Here is a 26957-nt window from a genome sequence, read left to right as displayed (position 1 = left end):
TGCGGTAGTCGTCTTCTTACGGCAATCAGTCAAGTTATTGCGTTCAGTTCACGCCATGTTGCATCCTGGTCACCGTTCCGTGAACGAGGAGGCCCACGATGGCGTGACCCTCGGCTGCTCCCCCGACGACTCCTCGCCGCTCGCGCGACGCCCTGTCCGCGCACCCACCGCCACGTCCCCCCGAGTGGCGCCCCCCTGCCGTTTCGACAGAAACGAAAACGCCATGAACCAGTTCAGCAGGCGGCTGACCAGCGGATTGCTCGCGGTCGGCCTCATCGCCCTCGGCATGTCGCCACCGGTCGCGTCAGCGGCGGGTGGTCCCGACCTGGCCGCCGGCAAGACCGTCACGGCCAGCGCGTCGAACGGGAACCAGCCGGCGTCCAACGTCAACGACGGCAACCAGTCCTCGTACTGGGAGGGCCCGAGCAACGCCTTCCCGCAGTGGGTGCAGATCGACCTCGGCGGCAGCGTCGACGTCGACCAGGTGGTCCTGAAGCTGCCCGCGGGCTGGGAGGCGCGCACGCAGACGCTGAGCGTGCAGGGCAGTTCCAACGGCACGGCGTTCAGCGCGCTGTCGGCGTCGGCCGGTCGGGTGTTCGACCCGGCCGCGTCGAACACGGTCACGGTGAACTTCACCGCGGCGAGCGTCCGGTACGTGCGGGTGGACGTCACCGCGAACACCGGCTGGCCCGCGGCCCAGCTCGCGGAGTTCCAGGTGCACGGGGCCAACGGGTCGTCGGCGAACCTGGCGCGGGGCAAGACGATGTCGGCCAGCACCTCCCAGGGCGAGTACCCGGCGGGCAACGGCAACGACGGCAACCAGGACTCCTACTGGGAGAGCGACAACAACGCGTTCCCGCAGTGGATCCAGGTGGACCTCGGCGCGGCGGCGAGCGTCAACCGGGTCGTGCTGAAGCTGCCCGCGAACTGGGGGTCGCGCACGCAGACCCTCGCCGTGCAGGGCAGCGCGAACGGCAGCGCGTTCACCGACCTGGCGGGCTCGGCGCAGCACGCCTTCACGCCCGCCAACGGGAACGCGGTGACGGTCTCCTTCACCGCGACCAGCACCCGGTACGTGCGGGTGGCGATCACGGCCAACACCGGGCAACCGGGCGGGCAGCTCTCGGAGTTCGAGGTCCACGGACCGACGTCCGGTGGTGACTCGGTGGCCCCGACGGCGCCCGGCTCGCTGGCGTTCACCGAGCCGACGAGCGGGCAGGTCCGCCTGACCTGGACCGCGTCCACCGACAACGTCGGCGTCACCGGCTACGAGGTGTACGCCAACGGCCAGGTGCGCGGCACCGTGGCGGGCACCGTCCTGACCTACACCGACACGCAGCCGCTGAGCACGACCGTCGAGTACCACGTGCGGGCGCGCGACGCGGCGGGCAACCAGTCGCCGAACAGCAACCGCGTCACCCGCACCGGCCAGGGCGCGGGCGACACGACCCCGCCGACGGCGCCGGGCACCCTCGCGTTCACCGAGCCCGGCGCGGGCCAGATCCGCCTCACCTGGACGGCGTCGACGGACAACGTCGGCGTGACGGGTTACGACGTGTACGTCAACGGCAGGCCCACGAGCGTGGCGGGCAACGCCCTGACGTTCACCGACACCCAGCCCGCCACCGCGACGGTCGAGTACTTCGTCCGGGCGCGCGACGCCGCGGGCAACCAGTCCGGCGACAGCAACCACGTCACCAGGACCGGCCAGGGCACCGGCGGCGCGAACCTGGCGCGGGGCAGGGCGATCGAGGCGTCCTCCACGGCGTTCTCGTTCGTCGCGGCCAACGCCAACGACGACAGCACCAGCACCTACTGGGAGTCCGCCGGGTTCGAGTCGACCCTGACGGTGAAGCTCGGCTCCAACGCCGACGTCTCCTCGGTCGTGCTGAAGCTCAACCCCGACCAGGCGTGGGGCACGCGCAGCCAGACCCTGGAGGTCCTCGGCCGCGAGCAGTCGGGCACGTCGTTCAGCTCCCTCAAGGCGCTGTCGACGTACGTGTTCAACCCCTCGGCCGCGAACACGGTGACGATCCCGGTCACCGGCCGGGTGGCCGACGTGAGGCTGCGCTTCACCGCCAACACCGGCGCTCCCGGCGCGCAGGTGGCCGAGTTCCAGGTCGTCGGCGTCCCGGCGCCGAACCCGGACCTCGTGGTCACCGGCACGACGTGGACCCCGGCGTCGCCGAACGAGACCAGCGCGATCTCCCTGTCCGCCACGGTGAAGAACACCGGCACGGCGCCCGCCGCCGCGTCCACGGTGGACTTCAGCCTCGCGGGCGCGGTCGTGGGCAGCACGCCGGTCGGCGCTCTCGCCGCGGGCGCCACGGCCACCGTGTCGGTTGCCGTGGGACCTCGTCCGATGGGCGGCTACACCGTCTCCTCGCTGGTCGACCCGGCCAACCGGATCGTCGAGCAGGACGACGCCAACAACCGGTTCACCGCGTCGTCCCCGCTCGTGGTCGCGCAGGCTCCCGGACCGGACCTCCAGGTCACCGGCATCACCACCAACCCGCCGAACCCGGCCGTCGGCGCGGCCGTCTCCTTCACCGTGGCGGTGAACAACCGCGGCACCACGGCGGTCGCCGCGGGCACGGTCACCCGCGTCACGGTCGGCGGGACCACGTTGAACGCCAACGCGGGCGCCGTCGCGGCCGGGGCGACGGTGAACGTCGCCACCAGCGGCACGTGGACCGCCACCAACGGCGGGGCGACGATCACCGCCACGGCCGACGCGACGAACACCGTCGCGGAGACCAGCGAGACCAACAACACCTTCACGCAGTCCATCGTGGTCGGACGTGGGGCGGCGGTCCCCTACACCGAGTACGAGGCGGAAGCAGGGCGCTACCAGGGCACGCTGCTCACGGCGGACCCGCTGCGGACGTTCGGGCACACCAACTTCGCCACGGAGTCGTCCGGGCGGCAGTCGGTGCGGCTCACCGGCACCGGCCAGTTCGTCGAGATCACCTCGACCAACCAGGCCAACTCGATCGTCGTGCGCAACTCCATCCCGGACGCGCCCGGCGGTGGCGGCATCGACGCCACGATCAGCCTGTACGTCAACGACGTGTTCGCTCGGAAGCTGACGCTGTCGTCGAAGCACAGCTGGCTCTACGGCAACGTGGACGGTCCCGAGGCGCTGACCAACACCCCGCAGGCCGACGCGCGCAGGCTGTTCGACGAGTCGCACGCGCTGCTGCCCACGAGCTACCCGCCCGGCACGAGGTTCAAGCTGCAACGCGACTCCGGTGACACGGCGTCGTTCTACATCCTCGACCTGATCGACCTGGAGCAGGTCGCACCCGCGGCGAGCCAGCCGACCGGGTGCACGTCGATCACGTCCTACGGCGCGGTCGCGAACGACGGCGTGGACGACACGGACGCGATCCAGCGGGCCGTGACGGACGACCAGAACGGCGTGATCGGCTGCGTGTGGATCCCGGCCGGGCAGTGGCGGCAGGAGAAGAAGATCCTCACCGACGACCCGCTGAACCGCGGCCAGTTCAACCAGGTGGGCATCAGCGACGTCACGATCCGCGGTGCGGGCATGTGGCACTCGCACCTGTACACGCTGACCGAGCCGCAGAACGCGGTCGGGAGCATCAACCACCCGCACGAGGGCAACTTCGGGTTCGACATCGACAAGAACACGCAGATCTCCGACATCGCCATCTTCGGCTCCGGCCGGATCCGCGGCGGTGACGGCAACGCCGAGGGCGGCGTCGGCCTCAACGGCCGGTTCGGCACCGGCACGAAGATCAGCAACGTGTGGATCGAGCACGCGAACGTCGGCGTCTGGGTCGGCCGCGACTACGACAACATCCCCGACCTGTGGGGACCGGCGGACGGCCTGGAGTTCAGCGGGATGCGCATCCGCGACACCTACGCTGACGGCATCAACTTCTCCAACGGCACCAGGAACTCGAAGGTGTTCAACTCGTCGTTCCGCACCACGGGTGACGACGCGCTGGCGGTGTGGGCCAACAAGTACGTGAAGGACCAGAACACCGACGTCGGCCACGACAACCACTTCGTCAACAACACGATCCAGCTGCCGTGGCGCGCCACCGGTATCGCGGTCTACGGCGGGTACGGCAACTCGATCGAGAACAACCTGGTGTTCGACACGATGAACTACCCCGGCATCATGCTGGCGACCGACCACGACCCGCTGCCGTTCTCGGGCACGACGGTGATCGCCAACAACGCCCTGCACCGCTGCGGCGGCGTGTTCTGGGGCGAGGACCAGGAGTTCGGCGCGCTGACGCTGTTCGCGGCGAACAAGGACATCACCGGTGTGACCATCCGGGACACCGACATCGTCGACTCGACCTACGACGGCATCCAGTTCAAGACCGGCGGCGGAACCATGCCGGGTGTCGTGATCAGCAACGTGAAGATCGACAGGTCGAACAACGGCTCGGGCGTCCTCGCGATGAGCGGGGCCCGCGGCAGCGCCACGCTGACGAACGTGACCATCACCAACTCGGCCCAGGGCGACGTCCTGGTCGAGCCGGGCTCGGGTTTCACGATCACCGGCGGTTCGACGGCCGCCGCCCGGCCCGCGAGGGCGGGTGGTCCCCGGTAGGTGAGGCGCCGGGCGTCCGCGCGGACGCCCGGCGCTCGGGGTCGGGCTCCAGCTCGACCAGCTCACGCGCGGTGGTCTCGACCTCGGGGTCCGGCACGTCGTGCGCCAGGGGCACGGGGCCGGTGGTCGCGTCCACGAAGGACTCGCAGGCCGCGTTCCACCGCCCCCGGTCGGTGCCCCGGGGGCAGGCGAGCCCCGCCGGTGGCGCGGTCGCCATCGGCGAGCCGTACCGCCGCGCCGGTAAACGACTGGCGACCGGCCCCTCCGGACACGAGAATCACCGCCCGTGACCACTTCCGCACGACGACTGCTGCGCACGCTCGACCGGCTGCCCTTCGGCGCCCGGCAGAAGCTCCTGTCCGAGACGGCGAGGCGGCTGGCGGGCACGGCCGAGCTGGACGCGCTGCTGCGCGACCTCGGCTCCGACGGGTCCGCCGAGCGGACGGCGTTGCGGATGGCGTACGTGGCCGGGCACCGCGAGCACGTGCGGCGCGGCCTGGCCGCGCGGGAGACGGCCGTGGTGGGGCACGCGCTGGGCGCGGCGATCCGGCTCGGGCTGCCGGCCGAGGTGTTCCTGGAGCGGCTGCCGCACCTGCCGACGGCGCTGCGCCGCACCCTCTACACCGGTGTGCGGCGGCGCGGGGCGACCGGGCTGGCGGACGCGCTGCTGCCCGCCGTGCGGGAGTCGTTCGGCGACCGGGAGGCCGCCGCGCTGGTGGCGGCCTGCTCGCCGCCGGTGGTCGCCGCCGAGCTGCCCGGCCTCGCGCACGCCGTGGCGAACTGGACCACGATCGGCCGCAACCACCCCGACGAGTTCCTGGACCTGGTCGACGCCGAGCTGGCGGCGATGTCGCCCGCGTGGTGGCCGAGGGTGTGGGACCGGCTGGGCGCGGGGGTGGCCGCCGCGGTCCAGCCGAGGCCGGGTCGGGTGCTGGACCTGGTCGAGCGGACGCTGCCGCACGCCCCGCTGTCCTGGGCGCTGGTCAACCGCATGGGCGTGCTGGCCCGCCACTCCCCCGACCGCGTGGTGCGGGTGCTGCTGGACCCGCGGCGCACGGGCGGCACCCCGGACCGGCGGTCGCTGTGGCGCGCGCTGGCCGGGGTCGACCAGGCCGACCTCGTCGGTCTGGCGCGGCTGCTCGACGGCGCCGCGCTGGTGCGGTTCCTGCACGCCCTGCCGCCGTCGCGCCGGGCCGCCGTCTTCGCGGACGCCGTCGGCGGCCGGGCGGACGTGCCGCTGGACGCCCTCGACGAGCTGCCCGCCGCCGCCCGCGACACCGAGGCGCGCAGGCTGCTGGCGCTGCGCGCCACCGCCGACGACCCGTCGCGGCGGCTCGCGGTGACCGCGCGGACCGCTTGGGCCGACGCGGCGCCGGTGCTGCGCGAGGCCACGAAGCGGGCCACGGCGGACGAGCGCCGCGAGGCGTACCCGCTCTACATCGCGGCGGGCGCGGCGAGCCGCGACCCGGAGGCGTTCGCGGCGGTGCTCGCGTCCCTCACCAGGCTGCCCAACGAGCAGGACCCGGTGCGGGCGGCGGCGCTCGGCGCGCTCGCGGCCGTGCCCGCGTGGCTGTTCCGGCCCGCCGAGGCCGACCTGCTGGTGAAGCTGATGGTCGACGCCGCGCAGGCGCGGGACTGCTCGTGGGCCACCCAGCACGCGGTGAGCGCGCTGGCGACCACCCTGGTCCGCGAGGGCGCGGTGTCGCGCCGCCCAGCGCTGGTCGACGCGGGGCTGGCCGGGCTGGAGAGCATGGGCAGGCACCTGTCGTGGCTCACCCTGCACGAGCTGGACCACGCCCTGCCGCGCGGCGCGGAGCACCAGGTGTTCGACGCGCTGCGCGAGCGGCTCGCGGTGGACGCGGCGCGCGGCCGGTACTCGGTGCTGCTGGCGCTGGCGTCCGGGCTCGGGCGCCGGGCGTGGGGCATGGCGCCGCTGGAGGACCTGCTGGACCAGGCCCGGTCGGCGAAGGACGACTCCGTGGTGCGCCAGGCGGTCGACCTGTGGCTCCGGCCGCCCGCGACCCGTGACGAGCGGGTGGAACGGGTGTTCCGCGGCGACCGGTCGACCATCACGCTGCCGTCGGTGCGCGACGCCATCGGGTTCCGGCGCACCGACCTGCTCGACGACGTGATCGGCAAGCCGCTGCACGGCAGGTTCCTCAAGCGGGGCGTGCGGTACGTGCCGTCGTTCCACGGCTGCTTCGCCCGGTGGCTGCCGCGCCACACCGCGGCGTACGCGGCCGAGCTGACCGCGCTCGCCTCGACCGGGCGCGCGACCGTCCACGAGCGGGCGGGTGCGGTGCGCTCGCTCGGGCGGGTGCCGGGCACCGCGGCCGTGCTGCGCCGGTTCGTCGCCGACCGCGAGGTCCAGGTGGCCGAGGCGGCGCTGTCCGCGCTGGCGTGGACCGACGAGCCCGGTGCCGTGCTGCCCGACCTGCTCGCCCACGTCGACACCGACCGGGCGCGGGTGGCCGTGCACGCGGTGAGCAGGTGCGCCCGGTTCGTCGCGCCCGACCGGCTCGGCGAGCACCTCGGGCGGCTGCTGGGCAGCCCCAAGGTCACCGCGCGCAAGGAGGCGGTCCGGCTCCTGGCCGAGCACCACGTGCCGGGGGCCGCCGCGCTGTTCACCGCCGCGTGGGACGGCCCGAACGCCCACCGGGACGTGCGGCGGGCGCTGGTGTGGGCGACCGAGTGGTTCCTGGACGACGAGGCGGCGTGGACCCTGCTGGCCGAGGCGGCGGCCTCGGAACCGGCGGTCGCGGTGACGGTCCTCGACCGGTCGCCGTTCACCGTGGCCCCGCGCCACCGAGCCCGCTACGCGGCGCTGGTCCGGGCGGTCGTGCAGGTGCCGGGCCAGGAGCCCGCCGTGCTCCGGCACGCGACGCTGCCGCTGTGGGCCACGTGGGACGCGGACTTCACGCCGCTGCTGGTGGCCATGGCCTCCGACGTCGACAACACCGCGACCTGGTCGTCCGCGCTGACGGCGCTGCTCGACGTGTCCGGTGTCGCGGGCGACGTCGAGCCGCTGCGGGCGGTCGTGGCGCGGCTGCTGGCGGCGGGCGACCGGTTCGACGCGGACGCCGACCGCGACCTGCCCGCCCGGCAGCGGATCGGCGTGCTGACCCGGCTGGTGGTGGACCGCAGGCGGTCGGCCGTGCTGCGGGACGCGGCGACGGCGCTGTCGCGGGACCTGGCCGGCACGCCGGAGCACCGGGGGTCGGCCGTGGCGCTCGCCGTGGCGGCGGTGCCGTGGGACGACGACCCGCTGCCGGGGCTGCGCGAGGTCGCCGGGCTCGCCGACCGGCCGGTGCTCGCCGAGCGGGCGCGGGTCGAGCTGTCCGGGCAGGTGGACGCCGCGGTGCGCCGCCTGCCGCGCGCCCGCGTCCGGGAGGTCGCCGAGGCGTTGGCGGTCGGGGGGCCTGCGGCGGCCGGGCTCGCGCTGGCGATCACGTCGGTCGCCGGGCCCGACACCGGCTGGCCGGAGCACTGGCGGGCGCTGCTGCGCGCGCTGCGCCGCCACGAGGACCCGGACGTGCGCCTGGCCGCGCTGGACACGGTCACGGCGGCTGAGTGACCCGCCACCCCGGTGGCCGTCCACCGCGGATGGCCACCGGGGTGGCCGCTCAGGCCGTGCTCACCAGCAGGTGCCCCTTCGACGTCAGCACGTGCCGCACCGTGTTCCCCCGACGCGTGCTGGCGACCAGACCCGCGTTGCGCAGCACCGTCGTGTGCTCACTCGCACTGGCGCCCGACAGGTCCAGGAGCCGACCGATCTCACCGGTCGACCGGGACGTCGTGAGCACCTGCATCACCCGCGCCCGCGTCCGCCCCACCAACGCCACCAGACCGGGCGACGGCTCACGACGGGTGACGAGGGTCGGGTAGACCAGCACCGGGTCCAGTTCCGGGTCCGCCAGCGTCACCGGCGTGCGGCGGCAGAAGTGCGACGGCACCAGGAGCAGGCCTCGTCCCCGCAGGTACAGGTCCTGGTCGCACGGGTAGGGCGCCTGGAGCACAGGTGCCCGCCACTGCACGCCGGGTGCCAGGCCGTCCAGCGCGTCGTCCGCCTCGTGCCGCGGCACGGCCCTGGCGTCCGCGACGACCGGGGGCCCGAGGTCCGCGAGGTGCGGTCCGACCACGAGGTCGTGGTACCGGCGCAGGGCCGCGACCACGGCCGCGAGCTGCCGGGACCCGCCCTCGGCCAGGTCCCGCACCCACACCGGCAGCCGGACGCCTTCCGCCAGCGCGGTCAGGTCGCCCCGCACGCGGCGCCTCGGTGTGCGCAGCACCGCGTCCAGGCCCTGCTCCAGGGTCGAGCAGCCGGTCGGCGTCAGGAAGTCCGGTGTGTAGCCGTGCGGCGGCACGAGCGCGAGCAGCTTCGTGATCACGACCATCTGGCCGGACGACCGCACGGCCCGGCGGGCGCGGCGCTGCCACCCCACCAGGTCCGGATCGGGTCCGCGGTGCTGCCACTGGTGCAGGCTCAGCACCGCTTCCCAGAGCGGGTCGGGCGCCCCGGCCAGCCTGACCCTGCCCAGGTCGTCGGCGGAGAAGTGGATTCGGAGCACGGTTCCCCCCGGAGGCGTGATCGTGCCCGCGCCGCGCTCGACGAGGGCGCGCGACGAGTACACAGGACGGGGCCCGGAAAAACTCCTCACCACGCCGGGGCGTTCCGGGAAACCTCCTCACCACGCTCGTTCGGCCTAGCCCGAAAGTGCGTGAGGGGACCGCCCCGGCTGATTACCGTGAAGGGCGCATCGGGCCGCGGGCGCGGTCCGCGCGGTGTCGGACGTCATCGCGGCGCTCAAGGGGGGTGATGTCGCCCGCGTGCCCACCGACCGGGTGCGCAGGCGACGTCCCGAGCAGCGGCGTCACCCTGCACGGCACGCACCGGGCGGCGCGGCGCGGCACGAGCCGCCGGGTGGCCGTCCACAGTGGACCGCCACCCGGCGCACCGCTCGTGCGCTGTCCTGAACAGGACATTTCCTTGACGCTTAACGCAAACGAGCCCTAGCCTCAAGATGAGAGCGCTCTCACTTTTTCCCACGGCCACCCACCCCCTGCTCCGGGAGGTCCTGTGCTGAAAGCTGCCGTTCTCACCTCGCTCGTCCTGTCCCTCGTGGTCGTCGTGCCGCCCGAACGGACCACCGCCGCGCCCGCCGACTGCGGCGCCTACTGCGACACCCGCGACCCCGCGCTGCCGTCGAGCGCCCAGCGGTCGGCCACCCGTCCCGACGCCCCCACCCGGCCGACCGGCGGCCCGCCGTCGACCTCACCCGCGGCCCCCGCGGCCTCGGCCGTCGTCTGCAACAGGTTCTGCGACGCCCGCGACCCCGCGCTCGCGCCCACCGACCGGCTGACGCAGACCCTCACCGTCGGCACGCGGCAGATCTCCCTGCACTTCAACGACACCGACGCGATGGGCTGGGCGCGGATCACCCCCGCCGTCCAGGGTGACGCGCTGTGGCTGGACCGGTCGTTCGACGCGGGCGTCAGCTGGGGCTCGGGCTCGCGGCTCGGCGACACGCGCGTCCCCGCCGGGGTCGGCGACTGGCGCACGACGATGTTCAACGTCGACGACTGGGCCAACCTCGGCGTGGGCCTGCTGCGCGCCTGCACCCAGCCGTCGGGGTCGACCGCCGTCGCGTGCACGAGCTGGTACCGGACGACGTGGAACGCGGGCAACCGCCGCACGGCCGCCGCGACCGCGCTGATGGAGCGCTACAACCTCGCCAACGGCCTGTTCGACACGACCGGCTGGTGGAACTCGGCGAACGCCCTCACGGCGATCATCGACAACGCCCGGCTGACCGGGATGGGCAGCTACCGCTACGCCATCGCGCGCACCTACGACCTGAACATCACCGCGTGGGACGGGAACTTCATCAACGCCTACCAGGACGACATCGCGTGGTGGGGCCTGGCGTGGGTCGCCGCCTACGACCTGACCGGCGAGAGCCGCTACCTCAGCACCGCGCGCGTCGGCGCCGACCACATGGCCAAGTTCTGGGACTCGGTGTGCGGCGGCGGGGTGTGGTGGAGCTCCAGCAAGACCTACAAGAACGCCATCGCCAACTCGCTCTACGTCCAGCTCAACGCCGCGCTGCACAACCGGATCCCCGGCGACACCGCGTACCTGTCCCGCGCCAGGGCCGGGTGGACGTGGTTCCAGAACAGCGGGATGATCAACAGCGCCAACCTGGTCAACGACGGCCTCACCCTCGGCACGTGCGCCAACAACGGGCAGACGCCGTGGAGCTACAACCAGGGCGTGCCGCTGGCCGCTCTGGTCGAGCTGCACCGCGCCACCGGGGACGCGAGCCTGCTCACCAGGGCCCGCGCGCTCGCGAACGCGTCCACCACCAACGCCGCGCTCAACCCCGGCGGCATCCTGTTCGACAACGGCGGCGGCGGGGACGTCCCGTCGTTCAAGGGCGTCTACGCGCGCGGGCTGGCGGCGTTGAACCGGGTGCTGGCCGACCGGCCGTACACCGCGTACCTGCAACGGCAGGCCGACTCGGCGTACGCGCGGGACCGGTCCAGCAGCGACTCCTACGACCAGCCCTGGGCGGGCCCGTTCCAGCGCAGCGACGCCGCACGGCAGCACAGCGCCGTCGACCTGATGAACGCGGCCGGGTAGCGCGGGTACGGTGGTTCGATGACGATCTACGAACTCGGTGCGGTCATCGCCGAGCGCGACCTGGAGAGCACCGCCGAGAACGGCGCGCGCGGCACCGTGACGATCAGGGTGGGCACGCCGCACCCCGATCCGCTGAGCAGCAACGGTGACTGGTGCTGCCCGCACCAGATCCTCGGTCTCGGCGACGACGCGGTCGGGGCGTCCTTCGGCGTCGACTCCCTCCAGGCGCTGCTGCTGAGCGTCTTCGGCCTGCGGGTGGAGCTGGCCGCGCGGGCGGAACGGGCGGGGGTGTCGCTGGACTGGTTCGGGATGACCGAGTTCGGTCTGACGGTCGCCCCGGACGTCGCCGGGCTCACCAGGTCCTGATCAGGACGGCCGCCGCGGCCCCGACCGGGTCGCGGCGGCCGGACCGCGTCAGCCGTGGACCGGTCGCGGTCGGTCCCGGTGCGACACCGCCGCGCCGTCCACGATGTCCCGGAGCTGGGACCTGGCGGTGATGCCCAGCTTCGGGAAGCTCCGGTACAGGTGCGAGCCGACGGTGCGCGGCGACAGGAACAGGCGTTCGCCGATCTCCCTGTTGGTCAGCCCGCGCGCCGCGAGCCGGATGATCTGCTGCTGCTGGGGCGTGAGGGACGTGAGCGCGTCCGGCGCGGCGGGCGCGGAGTCGACGCCCGCGGCCCGCAGCTCCCCCTGGGCGCGGTCGAGCCACGGGCGGGCGCCCAGGCGGCGGAACACCTCGTTGGCGGCGGTCAGCACCGGACGGGCCTCGGCGATCCGACGGCGGCGGCGCAGCCACTCGCCGTGGTCGAGGAGCACCTGGGCGCGCTCGAACGGCCACTGCTCCCCCAGCGGATCGGCCAGCGCCGTCCGGAAGCGGTCCTCGGCGGCGTCGGGTTCCAGCAGCGCCCGGCCGCGGTGCAGCAGGAGGCGCGTCCGCGCGGACGCGTCGTCCGCCACGCCCTTCTCCGCCCGGTCGAGGATCTCGGCGGCCTCGGCCTCGTGCCCGGTGCGGACCGCCGCCGCGGCGAGTTCGGCCAGCGCGACGTGGGAGAAGTGGTGGTGGACGGGATCGCCGTCGGCGGTGAAGAGCTGCCGGAACCGCTCGTACGCCGTGACGTGGTCGCCGTCGGCGACCGCCGCCATGCCGAGCACCCACCGGGCCCGTGCGCCGACCGCCCTGCTCGTGGCCGGGTCGATCGTGGCCAGCGCGCGGTCCGCCAGGTCGCGTGCCGTGGCGGTGTCCCCGGAGAGCACGACGGCGGAGGCTTCGAGGACCAGGTGCGCCGCGGTGAGGTGCGGGAGGTCGGCACCGGCCGACAACGCTGCCGCGCTCGCGGCCGCCAGCCGCGCCTGGGCCCAGTCGCCGTGGTCGAGGTAGGCCCAGCCCGCGGAGCAGCCCAGCCCGGTCGGCAGCCGACCCGCGGCACGGCAGCGGTGCAGCGCGTCGTCGTAGATCCGCACGGCGAGCGCGGTCTCGTCGAGCAGCCACGCCATCGCGCCGAGCGAGGTGAGCACGGCCGGGTCGTCGCCCGCGCGGGCGACCAGGTCGGGGATGCGCGCGGCCAGCTCGGCCCGGTTCTCGCGGGGGTCGACGACCGCCGCCGTCCACGGGTCGCCGCCGGACCGACCGCGCACCAGGTCGCGGTCGTGCTCGGCACCGGAGTAGAAGCTGGTCACGGCCGCCGCCGCGAGTGCCTGCACGGTCAGCGACGGCTGGTCGGCCGCGCGCATCAGCAGCTCCATCGCCCTGGCGTGGCGGGAGGTCAGCGTGAGGACCTGGCCGACCCTCAGCTCGGCCGTGGCGACCAGGAAGGGGTCGTCGGTGAGGTGGGTCGCCGCCGTCGCGAGCTGCTCGACCCACCGCGCCTGGCCGGTGCCGACGGCGGCGCCCGCGGCGAGCACCAGCCGCCGGGCCCGGTCGTCGGGGTCGGGGCTCAGCTCGGCCGCCCGTTCGAGCGCGCCCGCGGCGGCGGCGTGACCGCCCCGGCACCGGGCGCGGCTCGCGGTCGCCTCCAGCTCGGCGGCCACGGCCTCGTCGGGTCCGGTGGCGGCGGCGGCCAGGTGCCAGGCCCGCCGGTCCGGTTCGGCGGCGAGCAGGGCGGCGAGCGCGCGGTGGGCCTCCGACCGCGCCGCGAGCGGTGCCGAGTGGTAGATCGCCGACCGCAGGAGCGGGTGCCGGAAGCGGACCCGGCCGCCGCCCAGCCGCACCAGCCCCGCCGCCTCGGCCGGTGCCAGCTCGGTGGCGAGGGTGTGCGCGACGAGGTCGGCCGTGTCCGCCGCGACCAGCAGCAACGCGCTCCGCGTCGCCTCGGGCAGCCGGTCGAGGTCGGCGGTGTAGATCCGTTCGAGCCGCTCGGTCAGCGGCAGGATGTCGTCGTCGGCGCACCCGGCCCTGGCGAGTTCGACGAGCGCGAGCGGGTTGCCCGCGGCCTGCGCCAGCACCCGTGGGCGGAGCGCGCCGGTCGGCGGCGACGGCTGGGCGTCGAGCAGGGCCGCCGCCGCGAGCGGGTCGAGCGGACCGAGCGCCAGGAGCGGGAAGCCGGGGAACTCGGCCTCGTCCCGCGCGCCGACGAGCACGGCCAGCGGCTCGTCGCCGATGCGCCGGGCGACGAACGCCAGCACGTCGCGCGACCCCTCGTCGACCCACCGCACGTCGTCCACCACGACGAGCACCGGGACGCGGTCGCTCAGCTCCGACAGCAGCGCGAGGACGGCGACACCGATGATCAGCCGGTCCGGCGGGCCGGCGTCCCCGCCGAGGCCGATCGCGCCGAGCAGCGCCGACCGCTGGCGCTCGGGCAGCTCGTCGGCCTCGCGGAGCACCGGGCGCAGGAGCTGGTGCAGCCCGGAGAACGGCAGGGTCGCCTCGCCGCGCGCCCCGGTCAGCCGCAGCACCGCGCGGTCGGCCGACGCGGCGTCCGCGGCGGCGTCGAGCAGCGTGCTCACGCCCGTCCCCGGCTCACCCGCGACGACCAGGACCCCGCTGGTCAACCCCGTGACGGAGGCGATCTCGGCCTCCCGGCCCGCTGTCCTCACCGGGTCGACTGTATCGGCGACCGCAGTCACGTGACCGATACCCCGCGGCACGTCCTGGCGGCCAGGCTCGACGGCATGGACACCATCACCCTCGGCGACGTCGAGATCACCCGCGTCGTCGAACAACCCCCTGCCGGACTGCCGCGCGAGTTCGTGTTCCCGGACGTGCCGCGGCGGGACTGGGAGGCCAACGCGACCTGGCTCGCGCCCGACCACTGGCGGCCGGAGCAGGACGAGGTGCTGGCCGTCATGCAGACCTGGCTGGTGCGCAGCGGGGGCAGGACGATCCTCGTCGACACCGGCGTCGGCAACGGCAAGGAACGGCCGTACATGCCGTTCTTCGCGCACCTGGACACGGACTTCCTGCACAACCTCGCCCGCGCGGGCGTCCAGCCGGAGGACGTGGACGTCGTGGTGAACACGCACCTGCACGGCGACCACGTCGGCTGGAACACCCGCCTCGACGGGTCGGCGTGGGTGCCGACGTTCCCCAACGCCCGCTACCTGCTGGCCCGCGCCGACTTCGACTACTGGAACCCCCTGAACGAGCACCGGACCCGATCGGGGCGCAAGATGCAGAACGTGTTCGAGGACAGCGTCGCACCGGTGCACGAGGCGGGGCTGGTCACGCTCTGGGAGGACTCGTACGTCCTCGACGACGCGCTGCGGATCGACCCGGCGCCGGGGCACACCCCCGGCTCCTCGGTGCTCACCCTGACCTCGGGCACGGACCGCGCCGTGTTCGTCGGCGACCTGCTGCACAGCCCGCTCCAGTTCGTCTCGCCCGACCGCTGCCCGTCCTTCGACGAGGACGAGGCGGCGGCCACGGCCACCCGCAGGCGGGTGCTCGGCTGGGCGGCCGACCACAACGCGCTCGTGCTGCCCGCGCACCTGGCCGGGTCGGGCGCGGCGGAGATCCGCAGGGACGGCGACAGGTTCGCGGTCGAGGAATGGGCGGCGTTCGCGTGAAGGTCTCCACCACCTCCGGTGTCGTGTCCAGCGGCACCACCGTGTTCCACGGCATCCCCTACGCCGCGCCGCCGGTCGGCGCGGGCCGGTTCGCCGCGCCCGCTCCACCCCGGCCGTGGACGGGGGTGCGGGACGCGAGCGCGCCGGGCCCGTCCGCGCCCGCGCCCGACCGCCGCTGGTTCGGCAGGACCGACATGGGCCCGTTCATGGGGGTCGACCGGGTGACCGGCGACGACCACCTCACGGTCACCGTGTCCACGCCGTCCACGACCGGGTCGGCGCCGGTCGTGGTGTTCGTGCACGGCGGCGGGTTCCTGTCCGGCACGGGCAGCGCCCCGGCCTACGACGGGTCCGCGTTCACCCGCGACGGCGTCGTCCTGGTGACCCTGAACTACCGCCTCGGTGCTCCGGGGTGGCTCAGCCTGCCCGGAGCACCGGACAACCGCGGCGCGCTCGACGTGCTCGCCGCGCTGGGCTGGGTCCGCGACAACGTCGCGGCCTTCGGCGGCGACCCCGGTCGGGTCACGCTGGTCGGGCAGTCCGCCGGGGCCATGATCGTCGGCTCGCTGGTCGTGGACCCGGCCGCGCGCGGCCTGTTCCACCGCGCGATCAGCCAGAGCGGCGGACTCGTCGAGCTTCCCCCCGAGACCGCGGCGAGGACCGCGGCCGACCTCGCCGACGCCCTCGGGATCGCCCCGACGCGCGCGGCCTTCGCCGACGTGCCGGACGCCGTCCTGGTCGACGCCGTGAGCGGGCTCCGCCCCGCGGGCGCGGCCGGGGTGACGCCGTTCGGGACCGTGCGCACCGCGAACCGGGTGGCGGGCGCCGTGGACCTGCTGGTGGGCACCAACACCGAGGAGTCGAGGCTGTACCAGGACCCGTCCCGGTCCGCGGCGATCGACGGGGTGCTCGACGCGGGCAGGCGCGCGCTCGTGGAGGCCCACGGGGCCGCGCTCACCTACGACTTCGACTGGCGGGGCGGGCCCTACGGCGCCTGCCACGGCGTTGAGGTGCCGTTCGTGTTCGAGACCACCCACCTGCCCGCGCTGCGCGGACCGGACGGCCTGCTCGGGCCGGACGTGCCGCCGTCGCTGGCGGCGGAGGTGCACGGCGCGTGGGTCCGGTTCGCCGCCACCGGCGATCCGGGGTGGACCGGCCACCACCGCTTCACCGCGTAGCGGGTGCCGCGCCGGTGGTCGACCAGCGACCGCCGGCGTCCCGTGCCGCCGGGTGCTACGCCCCGGCTCCTCCCCCGAGCGACTCCTGCCAGAGGTCCGAGCAGGTGCGCGAGTCCTCCACCAGCTCGTCGCAGAAGGCCGCGACGTCGGCGCCGACGAGGTCGAGGACTGCCCTGCCCGTCGCCGCGCCCTCCTCGAAGAAGTCGACGATCCCCGACAGCAGGTCGCCCTCGGTCAGCGCGACCGGCCCGACCTTGAAGCAGTAGCGCTGGATCTCCTGGTAGACGATCTGGTGGTCCCTCGGGAGCGCCTTGGCCCTGGCCACGTGCGCCCGCCACTGCTTCTTGCCCTCGATGATGTCCCGGATACCCACGTCACCCTCCTGCCCGGCGCAGTTTCCGCGCGACGTTCCCGTTCAACTGCTCGCGCCACCGGTCCCGGTGGCTCCTGGCGCCCGCCAGCGCCGCGCAGAAGCCCTCGACGTCCGCGCCCAGCACGTCGTGGACGTCCTGGCCCTCGGCCGCGGTCTCCTCGAACAGCCCCAGGACGCCGTCGAGGATCGGCACCAGGTTGCGGCCGCTGAGGTTCCCGCAGGGGTACAGGGTGACCTTGATCTGCTCCACACCTCCCGGTGCTCGCCGGGCAGAGCGCCCGCCCTGGCCTCGAACTCCGTGAACTCCCTGGTGAGATCGCCGCCCGTGATGGTCTCCCAGAAGGTCATTCCCCGCCCTCCTTGAGCTTGTCGATCCGTGCCGACACGTACTCCCACTTCGCCCAGAACCTCGCGAGTTCGGCGCGCCCCGCGTCGTTGAGCGCGTAGAACTTGCGCGGCGGGCCCACACCGGACGGCCTCTTGGTGACCTGGACGAGCCCGTTCCTCTCCAGTCGCAGCAGGATGGTGTAGACCGTTCCCTCCACGACGTCGACGAAGCCGAGTTCGTTCAGCCGACGCGTGATGGCGTACCCGTAGGTCTCCTCGCCGCCGACGATCTCCAGCACGCACCCCTCCAGCGTGCCCTTCAACATCTCCGTCAGGTCCTCCATGGCCCTCCTCCGCGACCTCACTACTGCGTGACACCGAGTACCAGTACACGGTATCACGTAGTAGTGGACGTGCCCAGCGGTCGCCACCTCGGTTGACCGCGCTCTCGACCGTCTTGCACAGTGGGCGCGTGCGGAGGGCGCTGGGCATCCTGACGGTCGTCGCGTGGGCGACGCTGCCGCTGGGCTCCGCGGCGTACGCCCAGCGGCTCCTGCCGACGCTGCTGGTGGGGCTGGTCTTCGCCGTCCTGGCCGTCGTCGGGTTCCGGTTCGTCGAGGGCCGCGGCCGGGCGCTCGCCCTGGGGTACACCGCGGTCCAGCTCGGCCTGGGCTTCGAGCTGTTCTCCCTGTCCGGCGCGGCGGTCGGGTCGGTCCTGCTGCTGGTCGTCCTGGTCGCGCAGAGCGCGCTGCTGCTGCCGCTGCCGGTCGCGGCGGTGGTGGCCGCGGTGATCCCGCTGGTGCACCTGGGGATGGAGTGGGGCGCCGGGCTGCGGGAGGGGCTCGGCACGCTGGCCGTCACGACGTTCACGCTCGTGGTGACCGAGCTGCTGGTGCGGGAGCAGCGCGCCAGGGCCGAACTCGCCGAGGCCAACGAACGGCTGCGCGGGTACGCGGCCCAGGCCGAGCAGCTCGCCACCACGCAGGAGCGCAACCGGGTCGCCCGCGACATCCACGACGGGCTGGGCCACCACCTGACCGTCGTGCAGATGCTGCTCCAAGCCGCGCGCGCGGTGATCCGCACCGCGGACGTCGAGCGGCTCGACGGGATGCTCGCCAAGGCGCAGGACCAGTCGCGGGAAGCGCTGGCCGAGGTGCGCCGCTCGGTCTCCGCGCTGCGCGAGCCCCGGCCCGCGCCGCTGGTGGACGCCCTGCGCGCGTTGACCCGCGAGGCGGGGGTGCCCACCGGGCTGGAGGTGCGCGGCGAGGCGAGGGTGATGCGGGCCGAGGTCGAGGAGTCGCTGTTCCGGGCGGCCCAGGAGGGGCTGACCAACGTCCGCAAGCACGCGGAGGCGTCGGCGGCGAGCGTCGTGCTCGACTTCGGCCGCGACGACCTCGTCCGGCTGGAGGTCCGCGACGACGGCCGGGGGCTGCCCGAGCACCCCGGCACCGGGTTCGGGCTGCTCGGGTTGCGCGAGCGGCTGGCCGACCTCGGCGGGCGGGTGTCGGTCGACCCCGGCCCCGGATCGGGCGTGGCGCTGACCGTGGAGGTGCCGGGGTGAGCGCGCCGGGGTCCGCCGTCCGGGTCCTGATCGTCGACGACCAGGCCCTGTTCCGGGAGGCGCTGGCGACGCTGCTGGAGGTGCAGCCGGAGATCGAGGTGGTCGGCGAGGCGGGCGACGGCGAGCAGGCCGTCCGGTTGGCCGCCGACCTGCGGCCCGATGTCGTCCTGATGGACCTGCGGATGCCCGTGCTGGACGGGATCGCGGCCACCACCCGGCTGCGCGCCGAGCAGCCGGGCGTGCGGGTGCTGGCGCTGACGACGTTCGACGACGACGCGGACGTGTTCGCGGCGCTGCGGGCGGGCGCGGTCGGCTACCTGCTCAAGGACGTGTCCTCCGCGCGGCTGGTGGAGGCGCTGGTCGCCGCCCGGCGCGGCGAGTCGGTGCTCCAGCCGTCGGTGGCGGCCAAGCTCGTGGCCAGGGTGGCGCGGATGCCGCACGAGGACGCCCCGCCCGCCCGGCAGCCGCTGGTGGTCCCGCTGTCGGAGCGCGAGCTCGACGTGGTGCGGCTGCTGTCGGAGGGCAACAGCAACCGCGAGATCGCCGGACGGCTGTTCCTGGCCGAGGGCACGGTGAAGAACCTCGTCACGAGCGTGCTGGCCAAGCTCCAGGTGCGCGACCGCACCCAGGCGGCGCTGCGGGCCAGGGACCTCGGCCTGCTCTGACCGACGGGTCACATGACCCCGGACATGACCTCCGGCACCTGACCGCGCCCGCCGCGCGGCAGAGGATCCGTTGCACGGCAACGATCCGAAGGAGTCCCGATGAGTACCGAACGCACCCCCGGAACCCGGCGGGCCCGCCCCGCGGCGCGCTTCGCCCTGCACTACCTGGAGATGGTGGTCGCCATGGTCGTGGGCATGGTGGTCCTGGAGCCGGTCTGGTCGTTCGTCTGGCCCGGCCTGCCCGGTGTCGTCACCGCGCACGTGCTGGTGATGGCGACCGACATGGCCGCGGGGATGGCGCTGTGGATGAGGATCCGCCGCCACTCCTGGCCGGGCATCGCCGAGATGGCGGCCGCGATGTACGTGCCGTTCCTGGTCCTGCTGCCGTTCTTCTGGGCCGGGCTGCTGTCGGCGTCCGCCCTGTCGACGGCGGGGCACGTGCTGATGCTGCCCGCGATGCTCGTGGCGATGCTGCGGCGCGGGCACGAGTACGGGTGCTGACCGTGGCCCGCCTGCCGGCCCTCGCGCTGGTCCTGCCCGTGGCGCTCGGGGCCGTCACCGCCTCCTCGGCGTTCGGCGCCCTCAACGCCCCTCGGGCGGACGGCGCGACGGCCGCGCCCCCGCCGCGACCGCACGACCCCGCCAAGCCGACCGCGGTGGTCGTGCTGGGCGACCGGGGCGCCGTCGTGTCCGACGTGCTGGCCCCGTACGAGGTGCTGGCCTCGACCGGCGCGGTCAACCTCTGCGCGGTCGCGCCGCCCGCTCCCGCTGACCGGCGGGCTCGGCCTCGTGCCGGACCTCACCTCCGACGAGCTGGACCGGCCGCTCGGCGACCGGGCGCCGGACGTGGTCGTCGTGCCCGCCCTTCCCGACGTCGACGCGAGCACGGTCGAGCCGGTCACCGACTGGCCGCGCCGCGCCCCCGCGCGGTGGTCGGCGAAGGTCCTGGAGCACCCGGTCGACCACCTGGACCTCACCGGCCCGGCGTGGCCCTGGACGCCCTCGCTCCGGCCGCTGGGGCTGGCCGTCCTCGGTGTGCTCGTCGCGCTCGGGCTGCTCCGGTGGCGCACCACATCGGTCACGAAACGCGCGAGGTCCGGTCGCAGCGGACCGCCCACCCCCGCCGCTAGCGTCGGTGCGTGACCTGGAACCGCAGGTCAGGGACGTGAGGGTGGAGAAACGATGAGCACCGAGCAGCTCGAACGACAGCGGGTCGCACCGGGGCGGGACCCCGCTCCCGACCGGCGGCGGTGGGTCTGGCTGGGGGTCGGCGCCGTGCTGTGGCTCTTCGCCGTGCACGGCCGGTTCGACGTCCCCGTGGCGGCGTGGCTGTTCCCGGTGTTCCTCCTGCGGTTCACCCGCGCGGGCCGCCCCGCGGCGGCTCTGCCCGCGGTGTGGCTGGCGTCGGTCGCGGCGGGGGTGTTCTGGGCGGTGGAGACGGCGGTGCCGATGACGGCGACCACCCTCGTGGGGCTGGTCGCGCTCAGCACCGTGACGGCCCTGCCGTACGCGCTGGACCGGCTCGTCGCGCCGAGGGCCCGCCGGGTGACCGCGCTGCTGCTGTTCCCGGCGGCGGTCGCCGCGACCGAGTTCCTGATGACGGCGATCAGCCCGTTCGGCGCGGCGTACGGCGTGCTCGCCCCGACCCAGCACGGGTCGCTCGCGCTGCTCCAGCTCACCGGGGTGACGGGCCTGTACGGCGTCGCGTTCCTCGTCGGCTGGGGCGCGACCGTCGCCAACGACGTGTGGGAGCGCTCGGTGGACCGGCGGGTCGTCGGCGCCTACGGGCTCGTGCTCGCGCTCGTGCTGATCGGCGGCGGAGCGGTGCTCGCGACCCCCGCTCCGGGCGGGACGGTCCGGGTGGCGGGGATCAGCCCGGACACCGCGGTCACCGAGGAGCTGCGGGACCTGATCGGCGAGGAGTTCACCCCGCGGGGCGTCGTCGACCGGGACCCGGCGCAGGTGCGGCCCGCGTTCGAGGAGGTCACCGCGAACCTGTTCGCCAGGACGCGGGAGGCGGCACGGGCGGGCGCGGAGATCGTGCTCTGGTCGGAGCAGGCGGCGAACGTGCTGGCGGCCGACGAGGAGGCGTTCCTGGCCGAGGCCTCCAGGACCGCGCGGGAGGAGCGCGTCTACCTCCAGGTCGCGGTGTACCTGTACCTGCCGCAGGCCCCGCACGCGGCGAACCGGACGCACCTGTTCGACCCGACCGGCACGCGGGTGTGGACCTACGACAAGGCGCGCCCCATCCCCGGCCTGGAGGGCTACCCCGGTGGCGACGGCGTGGTGCCGGTGGTCGACACGCCCCACGGGCGGCTGGCCACGCTCACCTGCTTCGACGCCGACTTCCCGGCCCTGGCCCGCGTGGACGCCGACATCCTGCTCGTGCCCGCGCGGGACTGGGCCGAGGTCGGCGCGGTGCACAGCCAGAAGGCCGCTCTGCGGGCCGTGGAGAACGGCTACTCGGTGGTCCGCCAGGCGGAGTTCGGCACGTCCGGCGCGGTCGACCAGCGCGGCCGGGTGCTCACCGCCCACGACCACGCGCGTTCCGACACCCACGTCGTGCACTCCGACGTGCCGACGCGGCGGGTCACGACCGTCCACGGCGTCGTCGGCGACCTGTTCGCCTGGCTCTGCACGGCCGCCACCGTGCTCATGGCCGGTCTCGCGCGGCGCCGCTCGCGGACCTGACCGCGTACCGCGCCCGGTACTCGCCCGGCGGGCTCCCCACCCACCGGGCGAACGCGCGGCGGAACGCGCTCGGCTCGGAGAACCCCAGCCGCCGGGACAGGTCCTCGACGGACTCGCGACCGCGTCGCAGGCCCGCGACGGCGAGGCCGCGCAGGACGTCCTCCCGGATGCCCTGGAACGACGTGCCCTCCCGCCGCAGGAGGCGGCGCAGGTGCTGGCCGCTGATCGCGAGCCGGGCGGCAGCGGCGTCGACCCGGACGCCGGGGTCCTGCTCGACGATCCGGCGGACGCGGTCGGCGGTCGTGCTCCCGTGGTCGCGGAGCATGATCAGGTCCTCGGGCGACTCGCGCAGGAACGCCTCCAGCGCCGCCTCGTCGCGCACGACCGGCGCGCCGAGGTGGGCGGCGTCGAAGCTCAGCGACGCCGCGGGAGCGCCGAACGCCGCCGCCACCCCGAAGACGTGGTCGTACTCGGCGCTGTGCGCGGGTTCGGCGAACGGGAACGCGAGTCCGGTCAGGACGATCCGCCGCCCGACCAGCCACCCCGCGAACCGGTGCGCGAACGCGAGCACCGCCTCCAGCGCCACCGGTTCGTCCACCACGTCCTGCTCGGACGCGAACTCGACCCGGCACACCCCGCCGTCCACCACCAGCCTGCCGCGCGTGTACCCCGTGGTGAGCGCGGCGAACTCGACCACGCGGCCCAGCGCCGCGCGCAGGTCCGGTGCGTGCACCACCGCCAGCGCGATCAGGCGGACGGTGCCGAGCGGGACCGGTCGCGGACCAAGACCGAGCAGTTCGTCGCCGGTGAGCCGCCACAGCGACCGCACCAGCGCGACCACCCGGTCGCAGTCCACCCGCGACGCCGCGGCGTCGACGCCGACCTCGCGCAGCACCCGGCGGACGTCGACCCCACCCGTCGCGAGCGCGGGGCGGACGAACTCGATCGAGACACCGGAGACGGCCACCCCCTCAGCGTGCCATCCCCCCGACCGGCGACACGGGGCGCCTGCTGCGGCACGATGTGATCAGCACCGCCCGCGCCGCCGCGCTGTCGTGGAAGGGACGTTCCGCATGCGCACCGCACACCGGTTGCTGTCGATGGCGTTGACCCTGCTCATCGCGCTCACCCTGGTGCCGTCACCGGCGTCGGCGGTCCCGGCCGTCAAGAAGAAAGGGGTGAGCGCCGCCAACTTCGCGGGTGTCACGACCGCGCTCAGCGACGTCGGCGCGGGCTGGTTCTACACCTGGGCGTCGGACAAGCAGGGCATCGCCAACCCGGCGGGCACGGAGTTCGTGCCGATGATCTGGGGCGCGGGCGCGGTGAACCCGACCCAGCTCAACCAGGCGAAGTCCCTGGGCACCACGCTGCTCGCGTTCAACGAGCCCGACCTGGGCGGCCAGGCGAACATGACCGTCGACCACGCCCTCCAGCTGTGGCCGCAGCTCCAGGGCACCGGCATGAGGCTCGGAGCGCCCGCCGTGGCCTACGGCGGCGACACGCCGGGCGGCTGGCTCGACCGGTTCCTCGGCGGTGCGTCCGCCCGCGGCTACCGCGTCGACTTCATCCCGCTGCACTGGTACGGCAGCGACTTCTCGGCGGCGGCCGTCGACCACCTGCGGAGCTACCTCCAGAACGTGCACAACCGCTACCGCAAGCCGATCTGGCTCACGGAGTACGCGCTGATCGACTTCACCACCGGCACGCCGCGCTACCCCTCGTCCGACCAGCAGGCGGCGTTCGCGAAGAACTCCGCGGCGATGATGCAGGGACTGTCGTTCGTGGAGCGCTACTCGTGGTTCACGCTGTCCACCACGACGCACCGCACGGGCCTGTACACCGGCACCACGCCCAACGCGACGGGCGTCGCCTACCGCTCGGTGGGCTGACCGGAACCCCTGTTCCCGCACGGGGTGCGGGAACAGGGGTTCCACCGCCGGTCAGCGGGTGGCGCGCAGCATCGGCCGGAACGAGTCGCGGTACGCCCACGCGAGCCCGACCTCCAGCGCCGCCACCACCGCGGCGGTGGTCAGACCCGTGGGCGCGAGGAAGACGTGGAACGCGACGATGTTGACCACCACGGGCGCGAGCAGCGCCAACGCGAGCGGGACGAACCTGTTGGCCAGCAGCAGGATCCCGCTCACGAGCTGGACGCCCATCGCCAGCGGCATCAGGTACCCGGTCTGCGCCAGCGCCACGCTGAAGGCCACGGCCCCGTCGGTCATTCCCGACGTGTCCTGCGGCAGGAAACCCACGAAACCGTTGAGGCCCGTGACGGAGAACAGCAGACCCAGCACCACGCGGCCCGCGGCGGGCAGGTGGCGGAGAGCGGTGGTGCGCCGAGCGGTCGTGGTGGTCGTGGCGGTCATGGTGGTTCCTCCCCGGTTCCGCCAGGCTCGTGGTGCCTGGCCCTACCCCCGCGTCGAACGGGAGGGGGCCGGATCGACACGCCACCGGAACTTTCTCCCGACATTTTCCCACCGCGTTCCCGCCGAGCCTCCCGTCCCGTCCCGCCCGCGGGCTCCACTACCATCGCCGCACCGTCAGTCAGCCGGACCGGGAGTGGCACGTGGGGGAGCAGGGCAGGCTGATCGCCGGGCGCTACGAGCTGCGGGAGCAGCTCGGCGCCGGAGCCATGGGCGTGGTGTGGCTCGCGGGTGACCTGAAGCTCGAACGCGTCGTGGCCGTGAAGGAACTCCTGCTGCCCCCGCACCTCGACGCCGAGGCCGTCCAGCAGGCCCGGCGGCGCGCCCAGCGCGAGGGGCGCATCGCCGCGCGGCTGCACCACCCCAACGCCGTCACCGTCCACGACGTGGTCGAGCACGACGGCCAGCCCTGGCTGATCATGGAGTACCTGCCGTCCCAGAGCCTCGCGGCGGTGCTCGCGGAACGCGGGTCGCTGCCGGTCGGCGACGTGGTGCGGATCGGCAAGCAGGTGGCCGACGCGCTGGCCGCGGCGCACCGGGTGTCCGTGGTGCACCGCGACGTCAAGCCGGGCAACGTCCTGCTCGGCGCCGAGGGCGCGGTGAAGATCACCGACTTCGGCGTCTCCCGCGCGCTGGACGACACCACCGCGACCGCCACCGGGCAGTACGCGGGCACCCCGGCGTTCTTCGCCCCCGAGGTCGCCAGGGGCCAGGAGGCCGGATACCCGTCGGACGTGTTCTCGCTCGGCGCCACGCTCTACAACGCCGTCGAGGGCGTGCCGCCGTTCGGGATCTCCGACAACTCGATCGCCCAGCTCTACCGAGCGGCCGCGGGCACGATCCGGCCGCCGGAACGCGCCGGGGCGCTGGCCCCGCTGCTGGCCGGGCTGCTCGCCCTGGACCCCCGCGCCAGGCCGACGATGGCCGAGACCGCCGAGGCCCTCGACGCCGTGGCCAGGACGACGGCGCCCACGCCGACGCTGGTGGTGGACCTGCGCGACCGGTCCACCTCGACCTTCACCCTGCCGCCGAGGTCCGCCGCGGACGAGCGCCGGAGCCGCCGCCGGGCCGCCGCCGGTCTCGTGACCGCGCTGCTGGTCCTGGTCGGGGTCGTCGGCGGCGCGTTCCTCCACGCCAACCGGGACGGGCGGTCCGAGGCGTCCACTCCCCCGCCCGGCACGTCGTCCAGCCGGTCGGCGCCGACGTCCAGCTCGGCGCCGCGGCCCGCGACGGCCACCGCGGCACCGCTGGTCGTGGACGCGTCGGGCAAGTGCCTCGACGTGCCGGGGAACGCGACGGACAACGGCACCGCGGTCACCGTCTTCGACTGCAACGGCGGCGACAACCAGCGGTGGGCGCCGACGGTGGCGGGCGAGCTGCGGGTGTACGGCGGCACCAAGTGCCTGGACGCCCGTCTGGCGGGCACCGAGCCGGGCACGAGCGTCGACGTCCACGACTGCAACGGCGGGCCCAACCAGAGGTGGACCCTCAACGAGGACCGGACCATCACCGGTGCGCAGTCGGGCCTGTGCCTGGACGTCCTCGGCTCGGGCACCGAGTTCGGCACCCCCGTCGTGCTGTGGAACTGCTCCGGGGGCGCCAACCAGAGGTGGCAGCGGGGCTGAACCCGAACGGGTTCGCCCGACAACCGATCCGAAGTGCCCGCCACCGCGAACGTCCGGTGATGGAGCACTCCGAGCCCGGTCGCGCACCGAAGCCGTCCGGCGGGCCACCGCTGGTGAGCGGCCCGCTGCCCCAGGCCGTGTCCCGGCTGATCAGCGAGGTCCAGGACGTGCTGGCGCTGGTCCTCCTGCCCTGGGAACGCGACCTGAGCACCCACCCCAGCCCGTGGTCGGTCCGCACGGGGGTGCGCCGGCACCTGGCCGCCGCCGTGCACCCCGACGTGCTGACCGACGTGCTGCTGGTGGTGGAGGAACTGGTCGAGAACGCCTACCAGCACACCGGGAGCGCGCGCAGGCTCCGCGTCGACCGCGAGGGGTGCGCCGTGCGGGTCGAGGTCACCGACGGCGATCCCGCCGAACCGGTGCTGCACCTCGCGCACCCCGTCGGCCCGCACCACCACGGCGTCCTGCTCGTCCACGAGCTGTGCCACGAGTGGGGTGTGCGCCCCGCCACCGACGGCGGACCGGGCAAGACCGTGTGGGGCGTGCTCCGCGAGCACCCCGAGTGCTGACGCGTCACCCGTGCAGGGTCAGGCGCACCGTCGGGCTGTCGCCCTCCTCCAGCCCCTCGGCCCGGCGCACCGCCGCCTTCACCGGCACGACGTAGCGACCGTCCTTGGGGAACAGCGACGTCGTCCACCGGGTCTCCCCGATCCGGGCGGCGACGGGGATCATGCCCCAGCCGTAGCTCACGGCCGACGACTCGGCCTGGATGAGGACGCAGTCCTCCTCCGGCACGGTGATGAAGTACCACGGCGCGGGACCGCGCCAGAACCACAGCTCACCGTCGAACTCGAACTCCACCGACCACTCTCCTC

At 74.3% G+C, this 26957-nt stretch carries 23 protein-coding genes; 14 read left to right on the top strand and 9 right to left on the bottom strand.

Going from position 1 to position 26957, the window contains the following annotated elements; all coding sequences use genetic code 11:
• Positions 1 to 223 precede the first annotated feature (223 nt).
• On the top strand, positions 224 to 4591 hold the full coding sequence (locus AC156L_RS36365) for a discoidin domain-containing protein (RefSeq protein WP_330878812.1): 4368 nt from the start codon (positions 224 to 226) through the stop codon (positions 4589 to 4591).
• Here the strand turns inward: AC156L_RS36365 and AC156L_RS36360 are convergent.
• Positions 4536 to 4808, bottom strand: a complete 273-nt coding sequence (locus AC156L_RS36360; protein WP_484407676.1) for a hypothetical protein — start codon at positions 4806 to 4808, stop codon at positions 4536 to 4538. The genes AC156L_RS36365 and AC156L_RS36360 overlap by 56 nt on opposite strands.
• A 69-nt stretch (positions 4809 to 4877) precedes the next feature.
• Here AC156L_RS36360 and AC156L_RS36355 point away from each other — a divergent pair, with 69 nt between their 5' ends.
• Positions 4878 to 8165: a hypothetical protein gene (locus AC156L_RS36355; RefSeq protein WP_330878810.1), complete on the top strand. Its 3288-nt coding sequence runs from the start codon at positions 4878 to 4880 to the stop codon at positions 8163 to 8165.
• Positions 8166 to 8214: 49 nt separating this feature from the next.
• Here the strand turns inward: AC156L_RS36355 and AC156L_RS36350 are convergent, their stop codons facing one another.
• The gene (locus tag AC156L_RS36350) at positions 8215 to 9159 is read right to left on the bottom strand and encodes an ArsR/SmtB family transcription factor (protein ID WP_330878809.1); all 945 of its coding nucleotides are present in this window, start codon (positions 9157 to 9159) and stop codon (positions 8215 to 8217) included.
• A 509-nt stretch (positions 9160 to 9668) separates the two neighbouring features.
• Between AC156L_RS36350 and AC156L_RS36345 the strand changes: the two genes are divergently transcribed.
• Positions 9669 to 11231 carry a glycoside hydrolase family 76 protein gene (locus AC156L_RS36345; protein WP_330878808.1) on the top strand — a complete coding sequence of 521 codons (1563 nt, stop codon included), beginning with the start codon at positions 9669 to 9671 and terminating at the stop codon, positions 11229 to 11231.
• 18 nt (positions 11232 to 11249) lie between these two features.
• Positions 11250 to 11597 (top strand): DUF6968 family protein, encoded by a 348-nt coding sequence (locus tag AC156L_RS36340; protein WP_330878807.1) that lies wholly within the window; start codon positions 11250 to 11252, stop codon positions 11595 to 11597.
• A gap of 48 nt (positions 11598 to 11645) precedes the next feature.
• Here AC156L_RS36340 and AC156L_RS36335 read toward each other — a convergent pair whose 3' ends face one another.
• Complete coding sequence (locus AC156L_RS36335) at positions 11646 to 14267, bottom strand: AAA family ATPase (RefSeq protein WP_330878806.1); 2622 nt, start codon at positions 14265 to 14267, stop codon at positions 11646 to 11648.
• Between the two features lie 75 nt (positions 14268 to 14342).
• Between AC156L_RS36335 and AC156L_RS36330 the strand changes: the two genes are divergently transcribed.
• Positions 14343 to 15236, top strand: a complete 894-nt coding sequence (locus AC156L_RS36330) for an MBL fold metallo-hydrolase (protein ID WP_330878844.1) — start codon at positions 14343 to 14345, stop codon at positions 15234 to 15236.
• Positions 15233 to 16414 carry a carboxylesterase family protein gene (locus tag AC156L_RS36325; RefSeq protein WP_330878805.1) on the top strand — a complete coding sequence of 394 codons (1182 nt, stop codon included), beginning with the start codon at positions 15233 to 15235 and terminating at the stop codon, positions 16412 to 16414. The genes AC156L_RS36330 and AC156L_RS36325 overlap by 4 nt, the downstream gene beginning before the upstream one ends.
• Before the next feature lie 55 nt (positions 16415 to 16469).
• On the opposite strand, the gene AC156L_RS36320 is transcribed toward AC156L_RS36325, so the two are convergent.
• The 3 genes from AC156L_RS36320 to AC156L_RS36310 form a co-directional block, all read right to left on the bottom strand.
• Positions 16470 to 16787 (bottom strand): DUF1048 domain-containing protein, encoded by a 318-nt coding sequence (locus AC156L_RS36320; RefSeq protein ID WP_330878804.1) that lies wholly within the window; start codon positions 16785 to 16787, stop codon positions 16470 to 16472.
• 1 nt (position 16788) lies between these two features.
• Positions 16789 to 17037, bottom strand: a complete 249-nt coding sequence (locus tag AC156L_RS36315; RefSeq protein WP_330878803.1) for a DUF1048 domain-containing protein — start codon at positions 17035 to 17037, stop codon at positions 16789 to 16791.
• 94 nt (positions 17038 to 17131) lie between these two features.
• Positions 17132 to 17458 carry a PadR family transcriptional regulator gene (locus tag AC156L_RS36310; protein ID WP_330878802.1) on the bottom strand — a complete coding sequence of 109 codons (327 nt, stop codon included), beginning with the start codon at positions 17456 to 17458 and terminating at the stop codon, positions 17132 to 17134.
• 128 nt (positions 17459 to 17586) lie between these two features.
• Between AC156L_RS36310 and AC156L_RS36305 the strand changes: the two genes are divergently transcribed.
• The 5 genes from AC156L_RS36305 to AC156L_RS36285 all read left to right on the top strand — a co-directional run bounded on the left by AC156L_RS36305 (position 17587) and on the right by AC156L_RS36285 (position 22031).
• Positions 17587 to 18675: a sensor histidine kinase gene (locus AC156L_RS36305; protein ID WP_330878801.1), complete on the top strand. Its 1089-nt coding sequence runs from the start codon at positions 17587 to 17589 to the stop codon at positions 18673 to 18675.
• Complete coding sequence (locus tag AC156L_RS36300) at positions 18672 to 19340, top strand: response regulator transcription factor (protein WP_330878800.1); 669 nt, start codon at positions 18672 to 18674, stop codon at positions 19338 to 19340. Before AC156L_RS36305 ends, AC156L_RS36300 begins: the two co-directional genes overlap by 4 nt.
• Before the next feature lie 99 nt (positions 19341 to 19439).
• The gene (locus AC156L_RS36295; protein WP_330878799.1) at positions 19440 to 19841 is read left to right on the top strand and encodes a hypothetical protein; all 402 of its coding nucleotides are present in this window, start codon (positions 19440 to 19442) and stop codon (positions 19839 to 19841) included.
• A gap of 288 nt (positions 19842 to 20129) precedes the next feature.
• Positions 20130 to 20483, top strand: coding sequence for a hypothetical protein (locus tag AC156L_RS36290; RefSeq protein WP_330878798.1), 354 nt, complete (start codon positions 20130 to 20132; stop codon positions 20481 to 20483).
• Between the two features lie 39 nt (positions 20484 to 20522).
• A complete protein-coding gene (locus tag AC156L_RS36285; protein ID WP_330878797.1) occupies positions 20523 to 22031 on the top strand; it encodes a nitrilase-related carbon-nitrogen hydrolase in 1509 nt (502 codons plus the stop codon).
• On the opposite strand, the gene AC156L_RS36280 is transcribed toward AC156L_RS36285, so the two are convergent.
• The gene (locus AC156L_RS36280) at positions 21994 to 22998 is read right to left on the bottom strand and encodes an AraC family transcriptional regulator (protein ID WP_330878796.1); all 1005 of its coding nucleotides are present in this window, start codon (positions 22996 to 22998) and stop codon (positions 21994 to 21996) included. The genes AC156L_RS36285 and AC156L_RS36280 overlap by 38 nt on opposite strands.
• A gap of 106 nt (positions 22999 to 23104) precedes the next feature.
• On the opposite strand from AC156L_RS36280, the gene AC156L_RS36275 reads away from it, so the two are divergent.
• Positions 23105 to 23920, top strand: a complete 816-nt coding sequence (locus AC156L_RS36275; RefSeq protein ID WP_330878795.1) for a glycoside hydrolase family protein — start codon at positions 23105 to 23107, stop codon at positions 23918 to 23920.
• Between the two features lie 51 nt (positions 23921 to 23971).
• Here AC156L_RS36275 and AC156L_RS36270 read toward each other — a convergent pair whose 3' ends face one another.
• On the bottom strand, positions 23972 to 24400 hold the full coding sequence (locus AC156L_RS36270; RefSeq protein WP_330878794.1) for a DoxX family membrane protein: 429 nt from the start codon (positions 24398 to 24400) through the stop codon (positions 23972 to 23974).
• Between the two features lie 200 nt (positions 24401 to 24600).
• On the opposite strand from AC156L_RS36270, the gene AC156L_RS36265 reads away from it, so the two are divergent.
• Together AC156L_RS36265 and AC156L_RS36260 are read left to right on the top strand one after the other, a co-directional pair.
• Positions 24601 to 26082 carry a serine/threonine protein kinase gene (locus AC156L_RS36265; RefSeq protein ID WP_330878793.1) on the top strand — a complete coding sequence of 494 codons (1482 nt, stop codon included), beginning with the start codon at positions 24601 to 24603 and terminating at the stop codon, positions 26080 to 26082.
• 59 nt (positions 26083 to 26141) lie between these two features.
• Positions 26142 to 26651 carry an ATP-binding protein gene (locus AC156L_RS36260; protein WP_330878792.1) on the top strand — a complete coding sequence of 170 codons (510 nt, stop codon included), beginning with the start codon at positions 26142 to 26144 and terminating at the stop codon, positions 26649 to 26651.
• A 4-nt stretch (positions 26652 to 26655) separates the two neighbouring features.
• Here AC156L_RS36260 and AC156L_RS36255 read toward each other — a convergent pair whose 3' ends face one another.
• The gene (locus AC156L_RS36255; protein ID WP_330878791.1) at positions 26656 to 26943 is read right to left on the bottom strand and encodes a DUF1905 domain-containing protein; all 288 of its coding nucleotides are present in this window, start codon (positions 26941 to 26943) and stop codon (positions 26656 to 26658) included.
• Positions 26944 to 26957 lie beyond the last annotated feature (14 nt).

It is taken from the genome of Umezawaea sp. (assembly GCF_057122925.1).
Note: the sequence above shows the minus strand (reverse complement) of the source record. Positions and strands in the feature narration are given on the sequence as shown.